The organism is Streptomyces sp. NPDC027672 (assembly GCF_055566335.1).
The window spans coordinates 896,534-921,238 of sequence record NZ_JBVHSO010000001.1 but is presented as its reverse complement, the minus strand read 5'-3'; the positions used below and the strand labels follow the sequence as shown (position 1 = coordinate 921,238).

The following is a 24,705-nucleotide window of genomic DNA, read 5'->3' as shown; positions in this document are numbered from 1 at the left end:
AGCGGTACGTCGGCGATACTTGGCCGCATGGCTTACGACGATCTTCGCTCCCTGCTGCGGGCGCTGGAGCGCGAGGGCGACCTCAAGCGCATCAAGGCCGAGGTCGACCCGTATCTGGAGGTCGGTGAGATCGTCGACCGGGTGCAGAAGTCCGGCGGTCCCGCGCTGCTCTTCGAGAACGTGCGCGGCTCGGACATGCCCCTGGCCATGAACGTGTACGGCACCGACCGCCGCCTGCTGAAGGCGCTGGGCCTGAAGGCGTACGGCGACATCTCCGACAAGATCGGCGGGCTGCTGCGGCCCGAGCTGCCGCACGGCTTCGTCGGGGTGCGCGAGGCGTTCGGGAAGCTGGGCGCGATGACCCACGTCCCGCCGCGCAAGGTCAAGGACGCGCCGGTGCGCGAAGTGGTCCTCAAGGGCGACGAGGTCGACCTGGACCGGCTCCCGGCGCTGTTCACCTGGCCGAAGGACGGCGGCTCCTTCTTCAACCTGGGCCTGACCCACACCAAGGACCCCGAGACCGGCATCCGGAACCTGGGCCTGTACCGCCTCCAGCGCCACGACAAGCGCACCATCGGCATGCACTGGCAGATCCACAAGGACAGCCGCAACCACTACCAGGTCGCCGCGCGCCGGGGCGAGCGGCTGCCGGTCGCGATCGCCTTCGGCTGTCCGCCGGCCGTGACGTACGCCTCCACGGCGCCGCTGCCCGGCGACATCGACGAGTACCTGTTCGCCGGGTTCATCGCCGGCAAGCGGATCGAGATGACCGACTGCGAGACGGTCCCGCTCCAGGTGCCCGCGCAGGCCGAGGTGGTCCTGGAAGGCTGGCTGGAGCCGGGCGAGACGCTGCCCGAGGGCCCCTTCGGCGACCACACCGGTTTCTACACCCCGCAGGAGCCCTTCCCGGCGCTGCGGATCGACTGCGTGACCATGCGCAGGCGCCCGCTGCTCCAGTCCATCGTCGTGGGCCGCCCGCCGACGGAGGACGGTCCGCTCGGCCGCGCCACGGAACGTTTCTTCCTGCCCCTGCTGAAGATCATCGTCCCGGACATCGTGGACTACCACCTGCCCGAGGCCGGCGGCTTCCACAACTGCGCGATCGTCTCGATCGACAAGAAGTACCCCAAGCACGCGCAGAAGGTGATGCACGCCATCTGGGGCGCGCACATGATGTCCCTCACCAAGCTGATCGTGGTCGTGGACGCCGACTGCGACGTGCACGACCTGCACGAGGTCGCCTGGCGGGCCCTCGGCAACACCGACTACGCCCGGGACCTCACGGTCGCCGAAGGCCCCGTCGACCATCTCGACCACGCCTCCTACCAGCAGTTCTGGGGCGGCAAGGCGGGCATCGACGCCACCCGGAAGTGGCCGGAGGAGGGCTACACCCGCGACGGCGGCTGGCCCGAGATGGTCCTGTCGGACCCGCAGACCGCGGCCCTGGTGGACCGCCGCTGGAAGGAGTACGGACTGTGACCTCGGCCTCTGCCGCCCTCGCCCGGCCGGGACGGACCCGGGCCTTCCTGCGCCTGGTGATGATCGAGCACTCGGTCTTCGCGCTGCCCTTCGCCTACATCGCCGCGCTCACCGCGATGTACGAGCGGGACGGCAACATCCACTGGGTGCGGCTGCTCCTGGTCACGGTCTGCATGGTCGGCCTGCGCACCTTCGCGATGGCCGTCAACCGGATCATCGACCGCGAGATCGACGCCCGCAACCCGCGCACGGCCCACCGCGAACTGGTGACCGGCGCGATGTCGGTGCGGCACGCCTGGACCGGCGCCCTGATCGCGCTCGCGGTCTTCCTCGGCGCCGCCGCCCTGCTCAACCCGCTCTGCCTGGCCCTGGCGCCGGTGGCGGTGGTCCCGATGGTGGTCTACCCCTACGGCAAGCGGTTCACCAACTTCCCGCAGGCCATCCTGGGGCTCGCCCAGGCCATGGGCCCGATCGGCGGCTGGCTGGCGATCAGCGGCGAGTGGTCCTGGACGGCGGTGATCCTCGGTCTCGCCGTCGGCGTCTGGATCGGCGGCTTCGACCTGATCTACGCCTGCCAGGACGTCGAGACGGACCGCGAGATCGGTGTGCTGTCGGTGCCGGCCAGGTTCGGCGTCCCGGCCGCGATCCAGAGCGCGCGCGTCTGCCACACGGTCACCACGGCCCTGTTCGTCTGGTACGCCGTGGCCACCCACGCCGGGGTGTTCTTCTGGCTGGGCCTGGTGATCGTGGCGGCGGCCTTCGTCTACGAGCACCGCATCGTCCGCCCGCACGACCTGTCCCGGCTGAACCGGGCGTTCTTCAGCGTCAACGGCTTCATCGGCATCGCCTTGTTCGTGTGCGCCCTGCTGGACCTCCTGGTCCGCGGGCTGGGCGTCTGACCGTGGTGCTCAGGCCCCACCCGGCCTGAGCACCACCGGACCCGCCGGTACGCTCAAGGTGTGAACGCAGGAGAAACGCAGCGCGTGCCTTGGATCGTGGGGGTGTCCGGAGCTTCCGGGACGCCGTACGCCGCCGCGGTGCTGCGTGCGCTGCTCACGGCCGGCGAGGCGGTGGACCTGGTGGTCAGCCGGGCCTCGCGGCTGACGCTGCTGGACGAGACCGGCATCGCCTTCCGGGACGCCCACTGGCAGGACGACCTGCGCACATGGCTGGCCCGGGGCGCCGACGGCAAGCCCGGCACGTTCGACGTGGACGTCAGCGGCGTGCGGTACTGGCCCGCGGGCGATCTCGCGGCGGGCCCGTCCTCGGGCTCGTACCCGGTGCGGGGCATGCTCATCGTGCCCGCCTCCACCGCCTGCGTGGCCGGGGTGGCGCTCGGCCTGTCCAAGGACCTGCTCCAGCGCGCGGCGAGCGTGACGCTGAAGGAGCGCCGGACGCTGGTCGTGGCCGTGCGGGAGACCCCGCTGAACGGCCAGACCCTGCGCCAGCTGGTCGCCCTGGACGACGCCGGCGCCACGGTCGTGCCGGCCTCGCCGGCCTTCTACGCGGGCGCCACCCACATCCAGGACCTGGTGGACTTCGTGGCCGGCCGGGTGCTGGACGCGGCGGGGGTCGGCCACGGCCTGTACCGGCGCTGGCGGGGCGAGCTGGGCGGCGGCGCGGCGGGCGGACAGCAGGGTTAGCAGAGTTACGTACGGACCTCATCACTCCAGCAACTTTCACCGGAAGGCTTCGATCGCATGGACGCGGTGGACAGGCAGCTCATCCAGGCTCTGAGAGAGAACGGCCGGGCCTCGTACGCGGAGCTGGGACGTCTTGTCGGCCTGTCGGGCCCCAGCGTCACCGACCGCATCAACCGGCTGGAGGCGGCCGGCGTCATCACCGGCTACCGCGCCACGGTGGACGCGGCCTCGCTGGGCCTCGGCGTCATCGCGCTGATCGGCATCTCGCTGTCCGACGCGGCCGACCACGAGGACGTCGCGCAGCGGCTGCGGGACCTGCCGGAGATCGAGGACTGCTGGTTCATCGCCGGCGACGACTCCTTCATGCTCAAGGTGCGCTCCACCGACGTGGACGGCCTGGAGAAGACCATCCGCCGGCTCAGCGGCACCAAGGGCGTCTCCCGGACCCGTACCACGATCGTGCTGTCCACGAAGTGGGAGAACCGGGTCGGGGAGCTGCCCGAAGAGGTCTAGGGATACCGTTGGTCGGGCTGTCGGAGAAAGGTGTTGCCATGGACGTCGGGCTCAAGCGCGAGCTGGAGGAGAAGGTCCGGGCCGGTGAGCGGCTGACCCGCGAGGACGGCATCGCGCTGTACGCGTCGGACGACCTGGCCTGGCTCGGCGGTCTCGCGCACGAGGTGCGGACCCGCAAGAACGGTGACGTGGTCCACTTCAACGTCAACCGGCACCTCAACATGACGAACGTGTGCACCGCGTCCTGCGCCTACTGCTCGTTCCAGCGCAAGCCGGGCGAGAAGGACGCGTACACGATGCGCATCGAGGAGGCCGTCAAGCTGGCCAAGGCGATGGAGTCGGAGAACCTCACCGAGCTGCACATCGTCAACGGCCTGCACCCCAACCTGCCGTGGCGGTACTACCCGCGGTCGCTGCGCGAGCTGAAGAAGGCCCTGCCGCACGTCTCCCTGAAGGCGTTCACGGCGACCGAGATCCACCACTTCGAGACGATCAGCGGGCTGTCCGCGTCCGAGATCCTGGACGAGCTGATCGACGCGGGCCTGGAGTCGCTGACCGGCGGCGGGGCCGAGATCTTCGACTGGGAGGTCCGGCAGCACATCGTGGACCACCGCACCCACTGGGAGGACTGGTCCCGCATCCACCGGCTGGCGCACGAGAAGGGTCTGAAGACCCCGTGCACCATGCTCTACGGCCACATCGAGGAACCCCGCCACCGCGTCGACCACGTGCTGCGCCTGCGTGAACTCCAGGACGAGACGAACGGCTTCCAGGTCTTCATCCCGCTGCGCTACCAGCACGACTTCGTGGACCTGAAGGACGGCAAGGTCCGCAACACCCTCCAGGCCCGCACCAGGATGGCCACCGGCGCGGAGGCGCTGAAGACCTTCGCCGTCTCCCGGCTGCTCTTCGACAACGTGCCGCACGTCAAGGTGTTCTGGGTGATGCACGGCGTGCAGACCGCCCAGCTCGCCCTCCAGCACGGCGCCGACGACATGGACGGCTCGGTCGTGGAGTACAAGATCACCCACGACGCGGACAACTACGGCACGCCGAACAAGCTGACCCGCGAAGACCTCCTGGAACTGATCCGCGACGCCGGCTTCCGCCCGGTGGAACGCAACACGCGCTACGAGATCATCCGCGAGTACGAGGGCGCCGACCCGGCCCGCCGCGACAGCCCCCAGCCCATGCGGGTCTGACCCGGGGGACGGACCCGGCGGGCGGTGCCCGGACCGGTGCGTTGCCCGCGCCGGCCCGGGGGTACCCAGGGGGCATGGCCGCCACCGAGTCCCCCGAGGACGCCTACACGGCGGAGCCCTTCGTGCCCGCCGGGGCCGATCTGGGGGCCCTGCGCCGGGCCGCCGAGGGCTGCCGCGGGTGCCCCCTGCACCGGGACGCCACCCAGACGGTCTTCGGCACCGGACGCCCCGACGCCCGCCTCATGCTCGTCGGCGAGCAGCCCGGCGACCAGGAGGACCGCCAGGGCAGACCGTTCGTCGGCCCGGCCGGCAAGCTGCTCGACCGCGCCCTGGCGGACGCCGGCCTGGACCCGGCGGACGCGTACGTCACCAACGCGGTCAAGCACTTCAAGTTCACCCGGGCCGACCCCCGCAAACGCCGCATCCACAAGGCGCCGACCCTGCGGGAGGCGGCGGCCTGCGGTCCCTGGCTCGCGGCCGAGCTGGCCCTCGTCGGACCGGAGCTGATCGTGATCCTCGGCGCGACCGCCGGGAAGGCCCTGCTGGGCTCCTCGTTCCGGGTGACCCAGGTGCGCGGGACCGTGCTGGAGGAGGAGATCCACGGCCGCCCGGAGCGCCTGGTGCCCACCGTGCACCCGTCGGCCGTGCTGCGCGCGGACGACCGCGAGCAGGCGTACCGCGGGCTGGTGGCGGACCTGGAGGTGGCCGTGCGGGCCCTCGGCTGAGCGAGCGCGCGAGGAGGGCGGGCCGTCCGCGTCCCCGGGGTGGGGCGCGACCCCCTTGCATGATCGTCCAGGAGGCGTGCTTCACTGGACGATGACCCTTTTTGGATTCGGACGGGTGGATTGAGATGCTCCGCTACACGCTGATGCGCCTCGGTATCTTCGCGGGCTGCCTCGTGATCGTCTGGGGAGCCGTCTACTCGGGCATCTTCCCGCGCGGCTTCGGCGACTCCAACCCGTTCTGGGTGCTGCTGCTCTCGCTGGTCCTCTCGGCGCCGATCAGCTGGGTGGTGCTGCGCAAGGAGCGGGACCGCGCCTCGGTGCGGATCGTGCACAAGGTCGACCGGATGAAGGCGAACCTGGACGCCAACCGCGCCCAGGAGGACCTGGCCGACGAGTCGGCGCGGACCCGGGGCGGCGCCGCCGCCTAGCACCGACCCGGCGACCCGATGGGATGAATGCCGGGCGAACTCCCCCGGCCGGCCCCGCCGTTGCTTCAGAATGCCTCGCGAAGCGCGGGGCGACGGAGGGGGACGGGTGGCGCAGCGGCGGCGCACTCCGGTCGGTGCCCGAGTCCGGTACTGGTTCGACAGCACGCTGGCCCGCGGCGCCTCCGCCCTCGTCGGCTGGATGCTGCTGGTGTGCCTGGCCGTCGTCGTCCCGGCCAGCGCGGTGCTGGTGTGGACCGACCCCGGCGCGCCCGCGTCCCTGACCGGACGGCTGGCGGCGGTGTGGCACCTGACCGGGCAGACCCTGCGGCTGGGCGGTGACCGGGGCACACCGTTGCGGGTGACGCTGTCGGTGCTGCTCGCGCTGGTCGCCCTGCTCTACGTCTCCACGCTCGTCGGTCTGATCACGGCGGCGCTCACCGAGCGGCTCGGCGCGCTGCGGCGCGGCCGCTCCACGGTGCTGGAGACGGGGCACGCCGTGGTCCTCGGCTGGTCGGAGCACGTCTTCACGGTGGTGGGCGAGCTGGTGGCCGCCCACGCCAACCAGCGGCGCGCGGCGGTCGTCGTACTGGCCGACCGGGACAAGAGCGCCATGGAGGAGGCCCTGGGCACGAAGGTGCGGCCGGCCGGCCGTACGCGGCTGATCTGCCGCAGCGGCCCGACCACCGACCCGGCCGTGCTCACCCTGACCAGCCCGGCCACGGCCGGCGCCGTCCTGGTCCTGCCGCACGACGAGCCCGACGCCGACGCCGGGGTGGTCAAGACCCTGCTGGCGCTCCGGGCGGCCCTGGCCGGGGAGACGGCCCGGCCGCTGGTCGTCGCGGCCGTCCGGGACGAGCGCTACCGCCTGGCGGCCCGGCTCGCGGCGGGGCCGGGCGGCATCGTGCTGGAGAGCGACACCGTCACCGCCCGGCTGATCGCGCAGGCCGCCCGCCGTCCCGGGCTCTCCCTCGTCCACCGGGAACTGCTGGACTTCGCCGGCGACGAGTTCTATCTGGTCGGCGAACCCGCCCTGGCCGGGCGCCCGTTCGGCGAGGCGCTGCTGTCCTATCCGGCGTCCAGCGTCGTCGGGATCATGCGCGGGGACACGCCCCTGCTCAACCCGCCGCCACAGACGGCCCTCGTCCCGGGTGACCTGCTCGTCGTCATCTCCCGGGACGACGACACGGCCCGGCGGGACGACTGCTCCGGTCTGGTCGAGGCGGACGCGGTGGCGTCGGGTCCCGCCACCGCCGTGCGGCCGGAGCGGGTGCTCCTGCTGGGCTGGAACCGCCGGGCGCCGCTCGTGCTGGAGCAGTTGCGCCGCCGCGCCCGGCCCGGGTCGGCCGTCGACGTGGTGGTGCACGACCGCGCGGCGACGGTCCGGCAGGTGAGCGACGCGGACGCGCCCGGCGGCGCCGGTCTCGCGCTGACCCTGTACGAGGGGAACACCACCCGCCCCGAGACGCTGCGGTGCCTGGACGTCCACTCCTACGACAGCGTCATCGTGCTCGGCCAGGACCCCGCTCCCGGACGGCCGGCGGAGGACCCGGACGACCGTACGCTCGTCACCCTCCTGCTGCTGCGGCAACTGGAGGAGGCCACCGGCCGCGCGCTGCCGGTCGTCACCGAACTGGTCGACGACCGCAACCGGGCGCTGGCCCCCGTCGGCCCCGGAGCCGATGTGATCATCAGCGGGCAGCTCATCGGCCTGTTCATGGCGCAGATCTCCCAGAACCGGCACCTGGCGGCGGTGTTCGAGGAGCTGTTCTCCGCCGGGGGCGCCGGGGTCCGTCTGCGGCCGGCCCCCGACTACGTGCTGCCGGGGCGGGAGACGTCCTTCGCCACGGTGGTGGCCGCGGCACGCAGCCGGGGCGAGTGCGCCATCGGCTACCGGGACCACGGCGACGCGCTGACGAGTCCGGGCTACGGCCTGCGCATCAACCCGCCCAAGGCCGAGCGGCGGCACTGGTCGGCCGCGGACGAGGTGGTCGTCGTCGGCGGCGAGGGGCCCGCTGCCGGGCCGCACTAGTCTTGCCCCATGGGTGCGGTCAGGACGAAACGGATGCCGAGGGCGGTGCGGGAGCGGCAGATGCTCGACGCCGCCGTACGCGTCTTCGGCCGGCGCGGGTACCGGGCCGCGTCGATGGACGAGATCGCCGAACTCGCGGGCGTGTCCAAGCCGTTGGTGTATCTGTACCTGAACTCGAAGGAAGACCTCTTCACCGCCTGCATCCGCCGTGAGGCCGCCGCGCTGACGGCGGCCGTCCGCGCGGGCGTCGGCGAGGACCTGCCCGCCGACCGCCAGCTCTGGGACGGCCTGCGGGCGTTCTTCGCGCACACCGCCGAGCATCCCGACGGCTGGGCGGTGCTGCACCTCCAGGCCCGCACGCACGGCGAGCCGTTCGCGTCCGAGGTCGCGGCGATGCGCGCGGAACTGGTCGCGTTCGTGACCCGGCTGGTCGTGGTGGCGGCCCGGGAGGCCCACCGCGATCCCGGTCTGCCCGAGCGCGAGGTGGCCGGCCTCGCCCAGGCGCTGGTCGGCGCGGCGGAGGCGCTCGCCGCGTGGGCCAACGCCACACCGGGCGTCACCGCCCGCCAGACCGCGGCCACCCTGATGAACTTCGCCTGGTCGGGCCTGGCCAGCCTGATGTCGGGCCAGGTCTGGACGCCCCCGCCGGACCAGCCCTAACGCTTGTCCCGGACTTCGCCGTCCAGGTGCACGCGCCCCCGCCCGTCGCGCAGTTCGAACCGTCCGCCGCCGTCCGCGCCGTAGACCACGGTGCCCGGGAGCGGCACGGGTGCCCGGAAGCGGGCCCGGACCTCGGCGGCGTCCGGGCTGCCGTGGGCGGCCAGGCAGCGGGCGACGGTCCACATGCCGTGCGCGATGGCCCGGCGGAAGCCGAACGGGCGGGCGGTGAGCGGGTGGACGTGGATGGGGTTGCGGTCGCCGGACACGGCGGCGTACCGCCGGCCGACGTCACCGGCGAGCCGCCACTCGGCGACCACGGGCAGCGCCCCGCCGGCCACGCGGGCGGCTCCGGTGCGGCCGGCGGCGGCCGGGGTGCCGTGCGGGCCGCCGTCCGGCCGTGCCGTGCCGTGCCGGGCCAGGTAGGTGCTGCTGGAGGACCACACCGGCCGGCCGCCCGAGCACAGCGCGGTCACCACCGTCGCCTCGGTGCCCCGCCGGTGCGCGGACAGGCCCTCGGTCCACACGGAGACCTCGTACTCCGCGTCGGCGGGCAGCGCGGCCATCCGCCGGATCCCGATCGACGTGTGCACCAGCCCCGGCAGCGGCAGCGGGAAGTCCCGGCGGCTCATCAGCCGCATGGCCAGCGGGAAGCCGAGGACGTGCGGGTAGGTGACCGGGAGGCCCGCCGCGCCGGTCGGATAGCCGCAGACCCGCTCGTAGGCGGCCAGCCGCGCGAGGTCGATCCGCACGCCGGGCAGGAGCAGCCGGGTGTGCGGGTACGCCGCGCCGGGCGCCGGCCGTTTGAAGGGCGCCCACAGCGCGCCCCGCAGCAGCAGCGGGCCCAGCGCCGGCGGCGCGGCGAGGGTGACGGCGTTCATCGGGCTCCGTGGGGCCGAGGCGGCGGCGGGTCCACCGTGCTTACTCTGAAGTAAAGTTACCGGAGGTAAGTGCCGTCCGCGCAACCCCGGAGGCTGCACATCCCCGGCCCCGGACCACCGCTGAACCCGCACGATCCCCTCACAGCGGAGCCGTACGATCACCTGCCTGACCAGCGGTAACCCTGCCCGCACCGGGGCCGCCGCCGGTGCACGCAACGCCACAGGAGCCGCCCGTGTCCACGTCCCACCCGACCGCCTCCGGCCGGCACGTCTCCGCCACCGACTACGACGGCCGCCCGGTCCTGGTGGCGCCCGTGGTGCGGCGGCTGGACGGCGCGGTCCGGGAGGCGTCGGTGCCGCCGTTCGCGCCCCCGGTCACCCACGGTTCGCTCGCCGACCTGCCGTACGAGAACGCGGAGGCGGCCCCGGACAAGGTCGTCCTCAGCCGCAGACTCCCCGGCGGGCGCTGGACGGACGTGACGGCCGCCCGGTTCGCCGCCGAGGTGCAGGCGGTGGCCAAGGGGCTGATCGCCGAGGGCCTGGTGCCCGGCGACCGGATCGCCGTGATGGCCCGGACGACCTACGACTGGACGCTGCTCGACTTCGCCGCCTGGGCCGCCGGGCTGGTCACCGTCCCGGTGTACCCCACCTCCTCCGTCTTCCAGACGCGCTGGATCCTGCACGACTCCGGTGCGGTCGCGCTGGTCACGGAGACCGCCGCGCAGGCCGCCGCGCTCGGCCCGGAACTCCCGCGCCTGCCCGACGTCCGCCATGTGTGGGTGATGGAGAAGGAGCACGTGGCCCGGCTCGCCGACGCGGGCGCCGCGGTGCCGGACGCGGAGGTGGGCGTGCGCCGGGGCATGCTCGGTCCGGACACGCTCGCCACGCTGATCTACACCTCGGGCACCACCGGCCGCCCCAAGGGCTGCGCCCTCTCGCACGGCAACTTCTTCGCCGAGGTGGACAACGCCGTCGCGCTCCTCCAGCCGGTCTTCCGGCCCCGGGACGTGGAGCCGTCCGTGCTGCTCTTCCTGCCCATGTCCCACGTCTTCGGCCGGATGGTCGCCATCGCCTGCGTCCGCGCCCGGGTCCGCCTCGGCCACGCGCCCAGCCTGGCCCCGGACCGCCTCCTGCCGGACCTGGCCGCCTTCCGGCCCACCTGCCTGCTCTCGATCCCGTACATGCTGGAGAAGATCTACAACTCCGCGCGCGCCAAGGCGGAGGCGGGCGGCCGGGCGGCGGTCTTCGACCGGGCGGCGGCCGTGGCCCAGCGCTACGGCGAGGCACTGGAGGCCGCCCAGACCGGCACCGGCGACGGCCCGGGCCGCGCCCTGAAGACCCAGCGCGCCTTCTACGACCCGCTCGTCTACCGCCGTATCCGCACCGCGATGGGCGGCCGGGTCCGGCATGTGATCAGCGGCGGCTCACCGCTCGGCCGGCCCCTCGCCGCGTTCTACGCCGGCGCGGGCATCGAGATCTTCGAGGGCTACGGCCTCACCGAGACCACCGCCGCCACCACGGTCACCCCGCCGCTCAAGCCCCGCCTCGGCACGGTCGGCTGGCCGCTGCCCGGCACCCGGGTGCGGATCGCGGCGGACGGCGAGATCCTCGTCGCCGGCGACCATGTGCTGCGCGGCTACTGGGACCCGCAGGCGGGCGGCGTCGTCCCGGCGACCCGCGACGGATGGCTGGCCACCGGCGACCTCGGCGAGCTGGACGACGAGGGCTATCTGACCATCACCGGCCGCAAGAAGGAGCTGCTGATCACCTCGGGCGGCAAGTCGGTGGCCCCGGCCCCGCTGGAGAACTGGCTGCGCCGGCACCCGCTGATCTCCCAGGCGATCCTGGTGGGCGACGGCCGCCCGTACGTCGCCGCACTCCTGACCCTCGACGCGGACGGCATCACCCACTGGCGCCAGATGATCGGCAAGCACCCGGTGCCGCCGGAATTCCTCGTCGGCGACCCGGAGTTGCGGGCCGTCCTCCAGCGGGCGGTGGACGAGGCCAACAAGCTGGTCTCCCGCCCCGAGTCCATCCGCCGCTTTGCCGTCCTCCCGGCCGACTTCACCGAGCAGGACGGCCACCTCACCCCGTCGATGAAACTGCGCCGCGACCGCATCCTGCGGGATTACGCGCCGCAGGTGGAAGCCCTGTACGGGCGGTGACGGCACGGCTCGCCGCGTCCGCCGCCCGGGGCGTCGCCGACCTCGGCGCGCGGGGTCAGTCCTGCTTCCGGGCGAGAAGGAACGCCTGCGGCGTCGACTCCCCGTGCGCCTCCTCGGGCTCACGCACCGTGCGGGAGCGGACGTCGAAGCCGGCCTCCGTCAGCAACTCGGCCATCCGTCCGGGGCGGCGCCGGTGGAAGTCCAGCGACACGTCACGGTCCCAGGGCCGCTCCAGGCGCAGCGGCACGTCACCGACCTGGAACGCGAGCAGGAGCCGCCCGCCGGGCTCCAGCACGCGGTGGAACTCGGCGAACAGCTCCGGGAGTTCCTCCGTGGGCGTGTGGACGGTGGAGTACCAGGACACGGCCCCGGCCAGGGACCCGTCGGCCAGGGACAGCTTGCGCATGGACCCCTGCGCGAACCGCAGCGCGGGGTACTCGCGGCGGGCGATGGCGACCATGGACGCGGACAGGTCGAGGCCGAAGACGGACAGGCCCAGCCCGGCGAGGTGGGCGGTGACCGCGCCGGGGCCGCAGCCGAGGTCGGCGACCCGGCCGTGCGGGCCGGTCTGTTCGGCGTACGCCGCGAGCAGGGCCCGCTCCAGGGGCCGGTGGGCGAGCGGGTCCGCGAAGTGGACGGCGTAGTCCTCGGCGACGGTGTCGTAGAAGGTCCGGGTGTCGGTCATGAGGAGGGACCGTAGCGGACCGCGCCGGCGCTCGGCTTAGGCTGCCCGTGTTGGCCGACGCTGCACAGGGGGGTACAGGGCCGATGAGTCAGACGGCGGAGGTTTTCCAGCCGCTCCAGGCCGGCGATCCGCAGGAGGTCGGGGGCTACCGGCCGGCCGCCCGGCTGGGCGCGGGCGGGATGGGCCGGGTCTATCTGGCCCACACCAAGGGCGGCCGCCCCGTCGCGCTGAAGGTCGTACGGCCGGAGCTGGCGGACGACCCGGACTTCCGGCGGCGGTTCCGGCGCGAGGTCCGGGCGGCGCGGCGGGTCCGGGGCGCCTACACCGCCGAGCTGATCGACGCCGACCCGGACGCTCCGTCGCCCTGGCTGGCCACGCTGTACGTGCCGGGGCCGTCCCTGACGGACGCGGTGGCCCGGCACGGCCCGCTGCCGGTACCGGCGGTGCTGCGGCTGATGGCGGGCGTGGCCGAGGCGTTGCAGGCGGTCCACGCCGAGGGGATCGTGCACCGGGACCTGAAGCCGTCGAACGTGCTGCTGGCCGCGGACGGACCGCGGGTGATCGACTTCGGTATCGCACTGGCCGCCGACGGCACCTCGTACACGGCGACCGGCGGCACCATCGGCACGCCCGCCTTCATGGCCCCGGAGCAGGCGTCCGGGGACGAGGTCACGGCGGCCACCGACGTGTTCGCGCTCGGGCAGACGGCCGCGTTCGCGGCGCTGGGCCGACCGCTGTACGGCGACGGCCCGGCCGTGAACGTGCTGTACCGCATCGTGCACTCCGCGCCCGACCTCGCGCTGCTGCCCGAGCCGCTGCGCCCGCTGCTCGCCCGGTGCCTGGCCGCCGACCCGGCCCGGCGGGCGACCCCGGCGGAGATCGTGGAGTGGTGCGGCCGGCGGCTGGACGCGGACACCGGCCCGGCCGGGTGGCGGGAGATCACCGGGCCCGGGGTCGTGGTCCCGGGGCCGATGCCCGAACCCACCCGGGTGGTGCCGCGGCTGCCGGCCGGGCACCCGGGGCGGCCCACCGGGCAGCCCACGGCCCGGCGACGGCGGACGGCACTGGTGTCGGCCGCCGGTGTGGCGGGCGGCGTGCTGCTGGCGGTGCTGCTGGCCTGGACGGTGCTGGACGCACGCGGCGGACCCGGTGCGCGCGGCACGGCCGGCGGGTCCACCGCGTCCGCGTCCGCCGGGAACCGCACGGACGCCAAGGGCTCCGCGGCCTCCTCCGAGGCCACGGACTCCTCCGGTGCCGGGGAATCCTCCCCGGGACCGGGCGGCGGCGCCGCGCCGGGCGTGGCCCGGTCTCCCTCAGTCTCGCCGTCGCTGCCGCGGACCGACGCCTATCCGGGGCTGTACCTGGACGCCAAGAAGCCGGTCAGCTTCGCGGACCCGGACGGCAAGCCGAAGAACGGCGAGGGCGACCTCCGCTTCGACTGCGCGACGATCGGCTGCGAACTGAAGAGCGACAGCAGCGTGTTCGTGCAGATCTTCGGCGGACACGGCACCACCCTGGACGAGTGCCGGCTGATCCTCCAGGACGCCACCAAGCACACCTGGACGCTGTCCGCCGCGGCGGCCGGGAGCGAGTTCTGCATCCGGCACCCGTCCGGGGACATCGCGCTGTTCGTCGTCCAGACCAAGTCCACCGCGGTGCCGGAAGCCGCCTTCCTGGAGGGGGACCTGACGATCTGGCGGCACGCGGCCTAGAACGGCGTCAGGGTCAGCCGGATGCCGGTGGGCGCGGTGTCCTGGATGTAGGAGGCGTAGTCGGCGACGTCGTCGAAGGCGAAGCCGTAGGCCCGGCCGTCCAGGGTCGCCGCGTGCACGGCCTTCGCGTAGTGGTTGGTGAGACCGGTCCGGTAGAAGGCCGAGGCGTCGGTGACCGGCTGGGCGGGGTTGCTCAGCAGGGTGGAGCGGTTGAAGCCGGCGCCCAGGACGGCGGCGACGGGGCCGGTGGTGCCGTCGTTCGGCGCGGCGAGGGCGCCGTCGCAGAAGAGGACGTCACGGGTGGACGGCCTGCCGAAGGAGACCTGGGCCGGACCGCCGAAGGCGAACCGGTCGGCGCGCACCCGGCCGGTGAAGGTGCCCGCGTTGGTGGTGACCGTGAGGTCCTTGCCGGTGTAGGCGCTCCACACTTGGTCGATGTAGGGGGCGAGGTAGTCCTTGGGGAACAGGCCCGCGTCCAGGCCGTGTCCGGGAGCGATCACCCGGAGGTCGTCCACGGCCAGCGGGGCGAACTCCGCGACCTGCCTGACCGCGTCGAACACCGCGGCCCGGCCGCCGTCGCGCAGGGTGCCCGTGGTCTGGTCCTTGGCCCCGGTCAGCCGGATGCTCATCGGCACGCTGAACATGTCGACCATGGTCGTGTTGCAGAACATGCCCGAGGCGTTGTGGGTGAACTCGGCGCAGTCGTGCAGCACGCGGTAGCTGGGGTCGGAGGTCACCCAGCCGGCGGGGTACTGGAGGGCCGCGTTGCCGTTGCCGTCGGTGACCGCCTTGAACTTCAGCTTCTCGCCGAGCGAGACGTAGATGCGGCCCGACATGTAGGGGAGCGTGAAGGTGGCCTCCCCGCTCGCGGGCAGGGAGAGGGCGTAGTCGGTAAAGCCGTCCGCGTCGTTGTCGGACAGGGCTATCGGGGCCAGGGTGCCGTCCGGGGTGACCCGGACCTGCTTACCGTCCTGGTTGCCGACGATGTAGACGTGCACCGAGCCGTTGCCGAACGAGCCGCTGTTGTTGACGATCGTCAGCGGGAGCGCGCCCGCCGCGGCGGCCCCGGCGGCGGTGTCCCGCGTGCCGGCGAGGGCGCGCGGGCCCAGGACCGCGACGGCGGGTGCGGCCACCGCAGCTCCGCCCAGGGCGGTGAGCAGCTTGCGGCGGGTGAGACTGCGCTGGTGACGGGGTGTCATGTGGGTGCCTTTTGTCTGTGGGGGGTGGCCTGATTCCGCCCGCGCGGCGAAGGCGGACGAGGAGGCGCGGTCAACGTAGTGAGAGCGCTCTCTCGGCTGCGGGGGAGCCGCGGGGGACCCCGATAGTACGCACGGCCGGCGCCTCGGCCAACCGGTCCGCCGCGCCCTCAAATCCGCCTGAGCTGGGGTTACTTGGGGAAGCAGGGTCGAGAGTCAAGACCGCTTAAGCGGCGGTTAAGCCTCGCTTAAGCGAGGTGGCTTCGTGGGCGGTGCCCGGCGGAATGGTCAATTCCGTCGATGTGGCCGCATGCGCGCACAACGGTCGCACAGGGCCGTGAAGGACCGCACAGGGGCCGGATCCGGCCTGCCGACGGCCTTCCGTGCGCCCGGCGGGTCTCCGGACGGCGAGCCCTACGCCACGCCCGCCAGCCGCAGCAGCGCCGTCGTCGCCACCGCGCCCAGCACCACGACCGCGAACGAGGCCCGGCGCCAGGCCAGGACCGCGCCGGCCAGCACCCCGGCGGGCCGGGCCCAGCCCGCGAAACCGCCGGACTCGGTCAGCGCGCCCGTGGCCAGCAGCGCGACCAGCAGCACCACCGCGCCCGCCGAGGCCAGCTCCTGCACCCGGGCCGGGACCGTGACCCGGCCGTGCAGCACCGGGCCGACCAGCCGGAAGGCGTACGTGCCGGCGGCCAGGGCGAGAATCACGACGACGGTGGCGTTCACGCGGCGGCTCCCGGCGCGGCCGGACGGCGGTGGAGGGCCAGGCCCGCGAGGGCGCACAGGACCGGCACCCCGGCCGGGACGACGGGCGTGAGCGCCAGGGCGAGCGCGGCACCGGGCAGGGCGCACCGACGCAGCGCCGGGTCCGCGCGCAGGGCCGGCAGGACCAGGGCGGCCAGGACGGCGGGGAACGCGGTGTCCAGGCCGTAGCGGGCGGTGTCGCCGAGCGCGCCGCCGGCCAGCGCACCGGCCAGCACGCCGAGGTTCCACACGGCGAACAGGCCGAGCCCGGATATCCAGAACGCCCGTCGCCGCCGTACCGGGTCCGGCTGGGCCAGCGCGAAGGCCGCCGTCTCGTCCGTGACCAGGTGGGCGCCGAGGAAGCGGCGCGCCCGGCCGGGACCGAGGCTTTCGGCCACCGCCAGACTGAAGGCCGCCGTGCGGGTGTTGAGCAGCAGGCCCGTGGCCACGGCGGCCGCCGGACCACCGCCGGCGAGCAGCACGCCCACCGCACTGAACTGGGCCGACGCCGCGTACACCAGCAGGGACATCACCACCGGCACCCACACCGGCAGCCCGCCGGCGACCGCCACCGCGCCGAAGGACACGCCGACGACACCGCTGGCCGCCCAGACGAGGGAGCTGTCCCGCAGGAGCGAGGTGCCGGTGCCCGCGGTCGTTGTTCGCTGTACCGAACGCATGTTTTCTAGAATGGACAGCGAACACCCTGTTCGTCAAACCGTACGATCGTACCGATGGAGCGAACGACATGTCCGAGGCCACCCCCGCCCGGCTCCCCCTGGAATGGATCGCCGCCGCCCTGAAGCGGGAGCGCGGCCGTGCCGGGCTGTCCCTGTCCGAGCTGGCCAAACGCGCCGGGATCGCCAAGTCCACGCTGTCCCAGTTGGAAGCCGCGAGCGGGAACCCGAGCATGGAGACCCTCTGGGCGCTCGCGGTCGCGCTCGGCGTGCCGTTCAGCGCGCTGGTGGAGCCGCCCGTGCCGAGCGTGCGGGTGGTCCGGGCCGGCGAGGGGCCCGTGGTCGGCTCGGAGCAGTCCAGCTACGTGGCCACGCTGCTGTCGGCGAGCCCGCCGGGAGCACGCCGGGACATTTATTACGTATGGCTGGAACCGGGCACCGTCCGGGATTCGGAGCCGCATATTCCCGGCACGGTGGAGCACATCGTCGTCACCGAGGGCACGGTGAAAGCCGGGCCGCGCGGCGAGAGCGCCGAACTCGGACCTGGCGACTACATGACGTACCGGGGAGACGTGCCGCACTCCTACGAGGCGCTCGCGGCCGGGACGAAGTTCGTGCTGGTCATGCAGCACGTCTGAGGCAGTGCGTGAACGGTGAATGAACGGGAAAAGGCAGGAGCCCCGTCGCCTGCCGGCGCGGGGCTCCTTGGGTACTGCACTCAGGTTCTGCGATCAGGCGGTGATCAGGCGGGGGTGACGTTCTCCGCCTGCGGGCCCTTCGGGCCCTGCGTGACGTCGAAGGTCACCGCCTGGTTCTCCTCCAGGGAGCGGAAGCCGCTGGCGTTGATCGCGGAGTAGTGAACGAAGACGTCGGGGCCGCCGCCCTCCTGGGCGATGAAGCCAAAGCCCTTTTCGGCGTTGAACCACTTAACGGTTCCGGTAGCCATAAGCCCTCCTTGGGCTCAAAAGGGTTGCCCTGCTCCAGAACCTGCAAGTGCGAAACGGTGCTGCACGACTGCATACTTCTGAAAACGACGAGAGCCTGCGGTTACATGCTCCGCAGGCTCTGTACTGCAAGGGAAACCAAACTGCAACTTGCGAGCAAGCCTAGCATCCGGACCGCCGAATGCAAGAGAGGTCAAGATCACTTCACTCGGATGTTTGAAGGACCGTTAGGCCGTTCGGAGGGCGGGCCGCCCCCGGCGCCGCACGGCCCCGGGTCTAGTCTCGCGATGTGGACAATTCCCGCACCCGGCCGCGCGTCGGCCACATCCAGTTCCTGAACTGCCTGCCCCTGTACTGGGGGCTCGCCAGAACCGGCACGCTCCTCGACTTCGAGCTGACCAAGGACACCCCGGAGAAGCTCAGCGAGCAGCTCGTGCACGGCGACCTCGACATCGGCCCGGTCACCCTGGTCGAGTTCCTGCGCAACGCCGACGACCTGGTCGCCTTCCCGGACATCGCCGTCGGCTGCGACGGCCCCGTGATGTCCTGCGTGATCGTCTCCCAGGTGCCCCTGGACCGGCTGGACGGCGCCCGGGTCGCCCTCGGCTCCACCTCCCGCACCTCGGTCCGGCTCGCCCAGTTGCTGCTGGCCGAGCGCTACGGCGTACGGCCCGACTACTACACCTGCCCGCCCGACCTCGGCCTGATGATGCGGGAGGCCGAGGCCGCCGTCCTCATCGGCGACGCCGCGCTGCGCGCCAACCTCCTCGACGGCCCGCGCTACGGCCTGCACGTGCACGACCTCGGCGCGCTCTGGAAGGAGTGGACCGGCCTGCCGTTCGTCTTCGCGGTCTGGGCGGCCCGCCGGGAGTACGCCGAGCGCGAGCCCGTCCTCACCCGCCAGGTCCACGAGGCGTTCCTCGCCTCCCGCGACCTCTCCCTGGAGGAGGTCGGCAAGGTCGCCGAACAGGCCGCCCGCTGGGAGGCGTTCGACGAGGCCACCCTCGCCCGCTACTTCACCACCCTCGACTTCAGCTTCGGCGGCCCGCAGCTGGCGGCCGTCGCCGAGTTCGCCCGCCGCGTCGGCCCGACGACCGGCTTCCCGGCGGACGTACGGGTGGAGCTGCTGGCGCCCAGTCCGGAGGAGGCGGCGCGCACGGTTTCCGGGCACACCGGGTAGGAACCCCGCGGACGCCGGTGCGCGGGGGAGGGGGCCGGAGATGGCGGGCACGGGAGCGGTGGTGGCCGTCGCCGCGGTGTGGGGCGCGCTCGCGGGCACGCTGCTGCCCCGCGCCGCCTACCGCTTCGGCGTCCCGTCCGGCGAACCCTGGCGCGACCGCTGCCCCGCCGGACGCCACGCGGTGCGGGGCTGGCTGGGACCGGCGGGGTGCGGGGAGTGCGGGCGCGAACGGGGGCGCGCGGCGGCCGGGGTGCGCGTGAAGGGCTTGGGGCGTGCTGCGGCCGGGGTGCGCGTGAAGGGCTTCGGGCGCGCGGCGGCCGGGCGGTGCGTGGAGGGTCTGGGGCGCGCGGAGTTCGGGCCGGGCGCCGGGGCCGGGGGGCGTGCGCCCTCGGCCGTGCTCCTCGCCGCCGTCGCCGGTGCCGTCTGCGCCGTCCTCGCCGCCGCCACCGGCACCCGGCCCGAGCTGGCGGTCTGGCTGCTGCTCGCGCCCGCCGGCGTGCTCCTCGCCGCCGTGGACGTCCGGGTGCGGCGGCTGCCCGACCCGCTGACCCTCCCGCTCGCGCCCGCCGCCCTCGCCCTGCTCGGCCTCGCCGCCCTGCTCCCCGGCCACGCCGGCCACTGGCCCACCGCGCTCTACGGCGCCCTCGCCCTCGGGGCCGGCTACTACGCGCTGTACCGCCTCAACCCGGGCGGCATGGGCTTCGGCGACGTGAAACTGGCCGTCGGCGCGGGCGCTGCACTCGGCTGGTACGGCTGGTCCGCCGTGCTGTTCGGCACCTTCGCCGCGTTCCTGTCCGGCGCCCTCTACGGCGGCGTCCTCGTCCTCGCCCGGCGGGCCGGCCGGAAGACGGCCGTGCCCTTCGGCCCGTTCCTGCTGGCCGGCACCCTCGCCGGGCTGCTGACCGGCGCGTACGCGGCCTGAGAGCGGCCCGCCGGAGGGGCTGGCGTAGGCTGGCGCTGTCCGCCCACCCGTCTTTTGCCCCCTCATATCGGGCGCTTCGCGCACAGCACTACGCCCATCAACCCTTACGAACTCTGCGAAAGGGACGCCGGTGACCGAGAAGGCCGACCTTCAGTCCGTCCTCGACCGAGCCGCCGCCGGTGGGCGGATCACCCCCGAAGAGGCGCTCGACCTCTACCGTGACGCGCCCCTGCACGCCCTGGGCGCCGCCGCCGACGCCGTACGCCGCCGCCTGTACGCGGGCACCGAGCACATCGCCACGTACATCATCGAGCGGAACATCAACTACACGAACGTGTGCGTCACGGCGTGCAAGTTCTGCGCCTTCTACGCGGCCCCCAAGGACACGGAGAAGGGCTGGACCCGCGACCTCGACGACATCCTGCGCCGCTGCGCGGAGACCGTCGAACTGGGCGGCACCCAGATCATGTTCCAGGGCGGCCACCACCCGGACTACGGCGTCGAGTACTACGAGAAGCACTTCCGCGCCATCAAGGAAGCCTTCCCGCAGCTCGTGATCCACTCCCTCGGCGCGTCCGAGATCGAGCACATGGCCCGGATCAGCGGCGTCTCCGTCGAGGAGGCCATCACCCGCATCCACGAGGCCGGTCTCGACTCCTTCGCCGGCGCCGGCGCGGAACTGCTCCCCGAGCGCCCCCGCAAGGCCATCGCGCCCCTCAAGGAGAGCGGCGAACGCTGGCTGGAGATCATGGAGACCGCCCACCGGCTGGGCGTGGAGTCCACCTCCACCATGCTGATGGGCACCGGCGAGACCAACGCCGAGCGGATCGAGCACCTGCGGATGATCCGGGACGTACAGGACCGCACCGGCGGCTTCCGGGCGTTCATCCCGTACACCTACCAGCCGGAGAACAACCACCTGAAGGGCCGCACGCAGGCGACCCTCTTCGAGTACCTGCGGATGATCGCGATCGCCCGCCTCTTCCTGGACAACGTCCGGCACATCCAGGGCTCCTGGCTCACCACCGGCAAGGAGGTCGGCCAGCTTTCCCTGCACTACGGCGCGGACGACCTCGGCTCCATCATGCTGGAGGAGAACGTGGTCTCCTCGGCCGGCGCCCGGCACCGCTCCAACCGCCTGGAGATCATCGACCTGATCCGCACGGCGGGCCGCGTCCCGGCGCAGCGCGCGACGACGTACGAGCACCTCGTCGTCCACGACGACCCGGCGAACGACCCGGCCGACGACCGCGTGGTCTCCCACATCTCCTCCACGGCCATCGAGGGCGGCACCGCCCACCCCGAGCTGAAGCTGCTCGCGGCCAACTGACGCCGTCGTGCTCACCCTCCACGCGGACTCCAGGGGCCACGCCCACCTCGTCGACGGCGAGTGGATCCAGGCCGTCGGGCCCCTGGAGGAGCTGGCCGCCGCGCACCCGCGGGCCCGCGTGCGCACCTGGCCCGGCATCCTCACGCCCGGTTTCGTCAACCTCTACGGCAACGAGCTGCTGGAGCAGACGTACCACCCCGACCCGCGCGAGGCCGACACCCTCGGCACCGAGCCCCTGACCGGCGACGCGCTCGCCATGCTGGCCATGAACGACGCCCGCTGGGCCGCGAGCGCCCGCCGCGGCCTCCAGCGCATGCTGGCCCACGGCACGGTCGCCGTGGCCTGCGAGCCGCTGCGCGTCCGCGCGGTGCAGGACGCGCTGCGGCGCACCGGGATGGGCGTCGTGGGCCGCCTGGGCCGCCCCGACGACACCCCGTCCCTCGACCCCTTCGGCTCCGCCCGCCCGCCCCAGCAGGCCACGGAGCGCCGGCCGCACTCCGCCGCCCGGTTCGCCGTCTTCGACGTCCGCGACGAGGCGGAACTCCTCGAACGGGGAGCGGCCACCTGCGTCGCCACGGTGGTGGCGGGCCGCCTGGTCTTCCGCCGCCGCTGACGGACCGCCCCGCGGCGGGCGGTGCCCGTCCGCAAGCCCCGGCGCCCCGCCCGGGGCCGGGCTGCAACAATGGGCGGGTGACCCGCGCCTCCCTGAACAAGCAGCCGCACGAAGTCGCCTCGATGTTCGACGACGTGGCGGAACGGTACGACCTCACCAACGACGTGCTGTCCCTCGGCCAGGACCGGCGCTGGCGCAAGGAGGTGGCGAAGGCGGTCGACGCGCGCCCCGCGCAGAAGGTCCTGGACCTCGCCGCCGGCACCGCCACGTCCTCGCTGCCCTTCGCGCGGACGGGCGCGTACGTCGTCCCCTGCGACTTCTCCCTCGGCATGCTCCGGGCCGGCAAGAAGCGGCACACCTGGCTGCCGTTTACCGCGGGCGACGCGACCCGGCTGCCCTTCAAGGACGACACCTTCGACGCGGTGACGATTTCTTTCGGGCTGCGCAACGTACAGGACACGGACGCGGCCCTGCGCGAGATGTACCGGGTCACCCGGCCCGGCGGACGCGTGGTGATCTGCGAGTTCTCCCACCCGACCTGGGCGCCGTTCCGCACCGTCTACACCGAGTACCTGATGCGGGCGCTGCCGCCGGCCGCCCGCGCGGTGTCCTCCAACCCGGACGCGTACGTCTACCTCGCCGAGTCCATCCGGGCCTGGCCCGACCAGCCCGCCCTGGCCGAACGGCTGCGCGGGACCGGCTGGTCGAAGGTGGCCTGGCGCAACCTCACCGGCGGTGTGGTCGCGCTGCACCGCGGCTTCAAGGAGAGCTGACGGCGGCCGTCCCCCGCCGCGCCGGCCCGCACAGAGCACGGGGCGGCCCTTCGGCGGGGTGACCGGGGCCGCTGCATAGACTGCCCGTGTCCAGTGCCGGTCGGCACAACAGACTTCGACCTTGGGGAGATCCCGCCGTGACCGTCGTGACCGAGCCGCTCTCCGAGAACAGCGCCGACGTGATCGTCGTGGGCGCGGGGCCGGCCGGCTCCACGACCGCGTACCACCTCGCCAAGGCCGGGCTCGACGTCCTGCTGCTGGAGAAGACCGAGTTCCCGCGCGAGAAGGTCTGCGGCGACGGCCTCACCCCGCGCGCGGTCAAGCAGCTCGTCGCCATGGGGATCGACATCTCCGAGGAGGCCGGCTGGCTGCGCAACAAGGGCCTGCGCATCATCGGCGGCGGCGTCCGCCTCCAGCTCGACTGGCCCGACCTCGCCTCCTTCCCGGACTACGGCCTGGTCCGCAAGCGCGACGACTTCGACGAACAGCTCGCCCGCGCCGCCCAGAAGGCCGGCGCCCGGCTGTACGAGCGCTGCAACGTCGGCGGCCCGGTCGTGGACGACCGCACCGGACGCATCACCGGCGTGACCGCCCGGCTGGGCGAGGACAAGCGCGAGGTCACCTTCCGCGCGCCGCTCGTCGTCGCCGCCGACGGCAACTCCACCCGGCTGTCCCTCGCCATGGGCCTGCACCGCCGCGAGGACCGCCCGATGGGCGTCGCCGTCCGGACGTACTTCGAAAGCCCCCGCCACGACGACGACTACCTGGAGTCCTGGCTGGAGCTGTGGGACCGCCGCGGCCCCCAGGACCGCCTGCTGCCCGGCTACGGCTGGATCTTCGGCATGGGCGACGGCACCTCGAACGTGGGCCTCGGCGTGCTGAACACCTCCGCCGCCTTCAAGGAGCTGGACTGGCGCGAGGTCCTCAAGGCGTGGTGCGCCTCCATGCCCGAGGACTGGGGCTACACCCCGGAGAACATGACCGGCCCCATCCGCGGCGCCGCCCTGCCGATGGCCTTCAACCGCCAGCCGCACTACACGCGCGGGCTGCTGCTCGTCGGCGACGCCGGCGGCCTGGTGAACCCCTTCAACGGCGAGGGCATCGCCTACGCCATGGAGTCCGGCCAGATCGCCGCCGACGTCATCGTGCAGGCCCACGCCCGCGCGACGCCCGCCCAGCGCGAGACCGCCCTCCAGCGCTACCCGCGCGTCCTGAAGGACACCTACGGCGGCTACTACACCCTCGGCCGCGCCTTCGTGAAGCTCATCGGCAACCCGAAGGTCATGCAGATCGCCGCCCAGCGGGGTCTGACCCACCCGGTGCTGATGAAGTTCACCCTCAAGCTGCTGGCGAACCTCACCGACCCCACGGGCGGCGACGCGATGGACCGCATCATCAACGGCCTGACCAAGGTGGCCCCGAAGGCCTGACCGGACCCCGGCGCGCCACGAGGCCCCGGCGCGCGCGTCACCGGAAGCGGGACGCTCACGCGCCGGGACGCTCACGCGCCGGGACGCTCACGCGCCGGGGCGCCGGTGCGGCTAGGGCCTCTCGGTGCCGAACGCGGCCTCCTTGGCGGCCCGGCGGGCGTACACCTCGCCCCGCCGGTCCGTCATCTGCCGCAGCGCGTCCTTCCGTTCCCGCGTGGAGAGCCGGTCCAGGTAGAGGTGGCCGGCGGTGTGGTCGCTCTCGTGGGCCAGGCACCGCGCGAAGTACCCGGTGCCCTCGACCACGACCGCCCGGCCGTCCTTGTCCTGCCCGCGCACGACGGCCCGGTCCGGCCGCGGCACGGTCACGACGGCGCCGGGCACCGACAGGCAGCCCTCGCCCTCCTCCAGCAGCCGTCGCTCACCCGTGGGCGTTTCGAGCACCGGATTGACGATGTGCCCGACATGCCGGACTCCGTCGTCGTCGGGGCAGTCGTACACGAACAGCCGCAGATCCACCCCGACCTGATTCGCCGCCAGCCCGGCGCCGTCGGCGACGTACATGGTGCGGAACATGTCGTCGATGAGCGCGGCGAGGCCGGGACCGAACTCCGTGACGTCCCGGCACGGCCTGCGCAGCACCTCCTCACCGACCTCGGTGATACGGCGCACCGTGCCCCGCCCGGCCTCGGGGGCGTAACGCGGGTAGTAGCCGACGGGGCTTCCCTGTACGAACACGCGTGGCATCGCGTGGACTCCTTCGCTCGTGCGCGGACC

The 24,705-nt window shown here is 73.3% G+C and carries 25 protein-coding genes; 18 read left to right on the top strand and 7 right to left on the bottom strand.

What is annotated here, in order from left to right; genetic code table 11:
• Nucleotides 1-27: 27 nt before the first annotated feature.
• The 9 genes from ACZ4SV_RS04165 to ACZ4SV_RS04125 all read left to right on the top strand — a co-directional run bounded on the left by ACZ4SV_RS04165 (nucleotide 28) and on the right by ACZ4SV_RS04125 (nucleotide 8,679).
• Entirely contained in the window at nucleotides 28-1,479 is a 1,452-nt protein-coding gene (locus tag ACZ4SV_RS04165) for a menaquinone biosynthesis decarboxylase (RefSeq protein WP_365878006.1), read from the top strand.
• Nucleotides 1,476-2,378 carry a menaquinone biosynthesis prenyltransferase MqnP gene (gene mqnP / locus ACZ4SV_RS04160; RefSeq protein ID WP_397938446.1) on the top strand — a complete coding sequence of 301 codons (903 nt, stop codon included), beginning with the start codon at nucleotides 1,476-1,478 and terminating at the stop codon, nucleotides 2,376-2,378. The genes ACZ4SV_RS04165 and mqnP overlap by 4 nt, the downstream gene beginning before the upstream one ends.
• Before the next feature lie 84 nt (nucleotides 2,379-2,462).
• Nucleotides 2,463-3,122 (top strand): UbiX family flavin prenyltransferase, encoded by a 660-nt coding sequence (locus ACZ4SV_RS04155; protein ID WP_468001320.1) that lies wholly within the window; start codon nucleotides 2,463-2,465, stop codon nucleotides 3,120-3,122.
• Nucleotides 3,123-3,179: 57 nt separating this feature from the next.
• Nucleotides 3,180-3,635 (top strand): Lrp/AsnC family transcriptional regulator, encoded by a 456-nt coding sequence (locus ACZ4SV_RS04150; RefSeq protein WP_132787112.1) that lies wholly within the window; start codon nucleotides 3,180-3,182, stop codon nucleotides 3,633-3,635.
• A gap of 38 nt (nucleotides 3,636-3,673) precedes the next feature.
• On the top strand, nucleotides 3,674-4,837 hold the full coding sequence (gene mqnE, locus ACZ4SV_RS04145; protein ID WP_397938444.1) for an aminofutalosine synthase MqnE: 1,164 nt from the start codon (nucleotides 3,674-3,676) through the stop codon (nucleotides 4,835-4,837).
• A 74-nt stretch (nucleotides 4,838-4,911) separates the two neighbouring features.
• On the top strand, nucleotides 4,912-5,562 hold the full coding sequence (locus tag ACZ4SV_RS04140; protein ID WP_468001169.1) for a UdgX family uracil-DNA binding protein: 651 nt from the start codon (nucleotides 4,912-4,914) through the stop codon (nucleotides 5,560-5,562).
• A gap of 125 nt (nucleotides 5,563-5,687) precedes the next feature.
• The gene (locus ACZ4SV_RS04135; protein ID WP_468001167.1) at nucleotides 5,688-5,990 is read left to right on the top strand and encodes a DUF4229 domain-containing protein; all 303 of its coding nucleotides are present in this window, start codon (nucleotides 5,688-5,690) and stop codon (nucleotides 5,988-5,990) included.
• Between the two features lie 70 nt (nucleotides 5,991-6,060).
• Nucleotides 6,061-8,019 carry a CASTOR/POLLUX-related putative ion channel gene (locus tag ACZ4SV_RS04130; RefSeq protein WP_468001165.1) on the top strand — a complete coding sequence of 653 codons (1,959 nt, stop codon included), beginning with the start codon at nucleotides 6,061-6,063 and terminating at the stop codon, nucleotides 8,017-8,019.
• Nucleotides 8,020-8,028: 9 nt separating this feature from the next.
• A complete protein-coding gene (locus ACZ4SV_RS04125) occupies nucleotides 8,029-8,679 on the top strand; it encodes a TetR/AcrR family transcriptional regulator (protein WP_397946785.1) in 651 nt (216 codons plus the stop codon).
• On the opposite strand, the gene ACZ4SV_RS04120 is transcribed toward ACZ4SV_RS04125, so the two are convergent.
• The gene (locus ACZ4SV_RS04120; RefSeq protein WP_468001163.1) at nucleotides 8,676-9,557 is read right to left on the bottom strand and encodes a MaoC family dehydratase; all 882 of its coding nucleotides are present in this window, start codon (nucleotides 9,555-9,557) and stop codon (nucleotides 8,676-8,678) included. The two genes, ACZ4SV_RS04125 and ACZ4SV_RS04120, sit on opposite strands and share 4 nt — an antisense overlap.
• A gap of 233 nt (nucleotides 9,558-9,790) precedes the next feature.
• Here ACZ4SV_RS04120 and ACZ4SV_RS04115 point away from each other — a divergent pair, with 233 nt between their 5' ends.
• Nucleotides 9,791-11,722 carry an AMP-dependent synthetase/ligase gene (locus tag ACZ4SV_RS04115; protein WP_468001161.1) on the top strand — a complete coding sequence of 644 codons (1,932 nt, stop codon included), beginning with the start codon at nucleotides 9,791-9,793 and terminating at the stop codon, nucleotides 11,720-11,722.
• 55 nt (nucleotides 11,723-11,777) lie between these two features.
• Here ACZ4SV_RS04115 and ACZ4SV_RS04110 read toward each other — a convergent pair whose 3' ends face one another.
• A complete protein-coding gene (locus ACZ4SV_RS04110) occupies nucleotides 11,778-12,407 on the bottom strand; it encodes a class I SAM-dependent methyltransferase (RefSeq protein WP_468001159.1) in 630 nt (209 codons plus the stop codon).
• An 83-nt stretch (nucleotides 12,408-12,490) separates the two neighbouring features.
• Between ACZ4SV_RS04110 and ACZ4SV_RS04105 the strand changes: the two genes are divergently transcribed.
• Nucleotides 12,491-14,119, top strand: coding sequence for a serine/threonine-protein kinase (locus tag ACZ4SV_RS04105; RefSeq protein WP_468001157.1), 1,629 nt, complete (start codon nucleotides 12,491-12,493; stop codon nucleotides 14,117-14,119).
• On the opposite strand, the gene ACZ4SV_RS04100 is transcribed toward ACZ4SV_RS04105, so the two are convergent.
• The 3 genes from ACZ4SV_RS04100 to ACZ4SV_RS04090 form a co-directional block, all read right to left on the bottom strand.
• Nucleotides 14,116-15,318 carry a glycoside hydrolase family 64 protein gene (locus ACZ4SV_RS04100; protein WP_468001155.1) on the bottom strand — a complete coding sequence of 401 codons (1,203 nt, stop codon included), beginning with the start codon at nucleotides 15,316-15,318 and terminating at the stop codon, nucleotides 14,116-14,118. The two genes, ACZ4SV_RS04105 and ACZ4SV_RS04100, sit on opposite strands and share 4 nt — an antisense overlap.
• Nucleotides 15,319-15,729: 411 nt before the next feature.
• The gene (locus ACZ4SV_RS04095) at nucleotides 15,730-16,044 is read right to left on the bottom strand and encodes an AzlD domain-containing protein (RefSeq protein WP_468001153.1); all 315 of its coding nucleotides are present in this window, start codon (nucleotides 16,042-16,044) and stop codon (nucleotides 15,730-15,732) included.
• The gene (locus ACZ4SV_RS04090; protein ID WP_468001151.1) at nucleotides 16,041-16,742 is read right to left on the bottom strand and encodes an AzlC family ABC transporter permease; all 702 of its coding nucleotides are present in this window, start codon (nucleotides 16,740-16,742) and stop codon (nucleotides 16,041-16,043) included. Before ACZ4SV_RS04090 ends, ACZ4SV_RS04095 begins: the two co-directional genes overlap by 4 nt.
• A gap of 68 nt (nucleotides 16,743-16,810) precedes the next feature.
• On the opposite strand from ACZ4SV_RS04090, the gene ACZ4SV_RS04085 reads away from it, so the two are divergent.
• Entirely contained in the window at nucleotides 16,811-17,377 is a 567-nt protein-coding gene (locus ACZ4SV_RS04085; protein WP_365873944.1) for a helix-turn-helix domain-containing protein, read from the top strand.
• Nucleotides 17,378-17,481: 104 nt separating this feature from the next.
• Here the strand turns inward: ACZ4SV_RS04085 and ACZ4SV_RS04080 are convergent, their stop codons facing one another.
• Entirely contained in the window at nucleotides 17,482-17,685 is a 204-nt protein-coding gene (locus ACZ4SV_RS04080; protein WP_016645643.1) for a cold-shock protein, read from the bottom strand.
• 287 nt (nucleotides 17,686-17,972) lie between these two features.
• Here ACZ4SV_RS04080 and ACZ4SV_RS04075 point away from each other — a divergent pair, with 287 nt between their 5' ends.
• The 6 genes from ACZ4SV_RS04075 (at nucleotide 17,973) to ACZ4SV_RS04050 (ending at nucleotide 23,931) form a co-directional block, all read left to right on the top strand.
• Complete coding sequence (locus ACZ4SV_RS04075; protein WP_468001148.1) at nucleotides 17,973-18,863, top strand: menaquinone biosynthetic enzyme MqnA/MqnD family protein; 891 nt, start codon at nucleotides 17,973-17,975, stop codon at nucleotides 18,861-18,863.
• Between the two features lie 40 nt (nucleotides 18,864-18,903).
• Nucleotides 18,904-19,785, top strand: a complete 882-nt coding sequence (locus ACZ4SV_RS04070) for a prepilin peptidase (RefSeq protein ID WP_468001146.1) — start codon at nucleotides 18,904-18,906, stop codon at nucleotides 19,783-19,785.
• A gap of 130 nt (nucleotides 19,786-19,915) precedes the next feature.
• The gene (gene mqnC / locus ACZ4SV_RS04065) at nucleotides 19,916-21,115 is read left to right on the top strand and encodes a cyclic dehypoxanthinyl futalosine synthase (protein ID WP_397938417.1); all 1,200 of its coding nucleotides are present in this window, start codon (nucleotides 19,916-19,918) and stop codon (nucleotides 21,113-21,115) included.
• A 7-nt stretch (nucleotides 21,116-21,122) separates the two neighbouring features.
• Nucleotides 21,123-21,728, top strand: coding sequence for an imidazolonepropionase-like domain-containing protein (locus ACZ4SV_RS04060; RefSeq protein ID WP_365873936.1), 606 nt, complete (start codon nucleotides 21,123-21,125; stop codon nucleotides 21,726-21,728).
• A 77-nt stretch (nucleotides 21,729-21,805) separates the two neighbouring features.
• Nucleotides 21,806-22,501 carry a demethylmenaquinone methyltransferase gene (locus ACZ4SV_RS04055; protein ID WP_468001144.1) on the top strand — a complete coding sequence of 232 codons (696 nt, stop codon included), beginning with the start codon at nucleotides 21,806-21,808 and terminating at the stop codon, nucleotides 22,499-22,501.
• Between the two features lie 137 nt (nucleotides 22,502-22,638).
• Nucleotides 22,639-23,931 carry a geranylgeranyl reductase family protein gene (locus ACZ4SV_RS04050; RefSeq protein WP_365873932.1) on the top strand — a complete coding sequence of 431 codons (1,293 nt, stop codon included), beginning with the start codon at nucleotides 22,639-22,641 and terminating at the stop codon, nucleotides 23,929-23,931.
• Nucleotides 23,932-24,042: 111 nt separating this feature from the next.
• On the opposite strand, the gene def is transcribed toward ACZ4SV_RS04050, so the two are convergent.
• A complete protein-coding gene (gene def / locus ACZ4SV_RS04045; RefSeq protein WP_468001142.1) occupies nucleotides 24,043-24,675 on the bottom strand; it encodes a peptide deformylase in 633 nt (210 codons plus the stop codon).
• Between the last annotated feature and the right edge of the window lie 30 nt (nucleotides 24,676-24,705).